The sequence below is a fragment of the Peribacillus sp. NPDC058002 genome, assembly GCF_042886655.1.
Lineage (GTDB): Bacteria > Bacillota > Bacilli > Bacillales > DSM-1321 > Peribacillus > Peribacillus aracenensis.
This window is the reverse complement of record NZ_JBHVQU010000557.1, coordinates 1-1,003: the sequence shown is the minus strand read 5'-3', so window position 1 is coordinate 1,003 and position 1,003 is coordinate 1. Positions and strand designations below refer to the sequence as shown.

The following is a 1,003-nucleotide window of genomic DNA, read 5'->3' as shown; positions in this document are numbered from 1 at the left end:
CACATCCTCTCAAAAATCATTGTAAGGACTTAACTAAAATGTGTCCATGAAACTACTAGCTCCAACTATTAACTTAATCTGTTATTTTTGATCACAAAAAAACTTGCAAATTCAGACCCTAAAATGGCCCAATTTCTACAAGCTGAACATCCCCCATTATCCTACCAATTATTTAGTATAAAATGGTATAGCCAATATTATCTTATGAGCACGTTTGATCATGTTACCCTAGGGTGCATCAGCTCCCAAGCTACTGTTTGACAATTTTTGTGTTTTTGATTTGCATCAAATTTATATAGAAGGTGCTTAGGATTTTACCTATTAACAGAGAAACTAAACAATAATAAAAACAAGGGAAAAGCATACCGCTAGTATATTATGTTTATGCTTTTTATTTAGAGCTCATATTCTTCTTGCCTTTTCTGCAAAATATAGTCCATTTACTTGAACTAAATTGAAAGGGTGGAAAAAAGAGGAGCGCCTCAAGGGGACGATTTTAGATCCTATTGGGTCGCTCCCTTTTTTGACGTCACTTTTTATTCGGTGATGCCGGTGTTCACAATACGAACCTTCATATCAAATTCAACAGGAACGGTTGGGTAGCGTTCTTTCCATGCTTCATTATCAAAGTTCCGAAAATGGCTCCGGACTTTTTCGCCGATTCCGAGCGGATCAACCTTTAGCTCCTGAAATTTTCTCATCATTTTTTCCGCTCTTTTCGTCGTCTCTTTGCTCCATTCCTGCTCCACTTCTTTCATGGTGTTCCCTTTTTTTAACACGCTGGAAGCATCTTTAACCTCTCCTATCACCGAGACATGAACCGACACCCGTGGATTGTCTTGGCTGCCGGACACTTTATATTTCACTTTGGATCGAATATTTTCAGTAGCAATGTACTTTTTATTTTTGAAGCTTATTTCATATGTGCCTGTTTTAGTCTTTTCGTAAAAGAGTTTAAATGCATAACTGTCATTATTGTAAAGCTCTCCTACGTAGAGATTAT

At 37.0% G+C, this 1,003-nt stretch carries 1 protein-coding gene; it reads right to left on the bottom strand.

Features of this window, described 5'->3' with window-relative positions; all coding sequences use genetic code 11:
- Positions 1 to 536: 536 nt before the first annotated feature.
- The coding region (locus ACFVSH_RS27080; RefSeq protein WP_387708952.1) for a Ger(x)C family spore germination C-terminal domain-containing protein at positions 537 to 1,003 on the bottom strand (467 nt) is incomplete at its 5' end.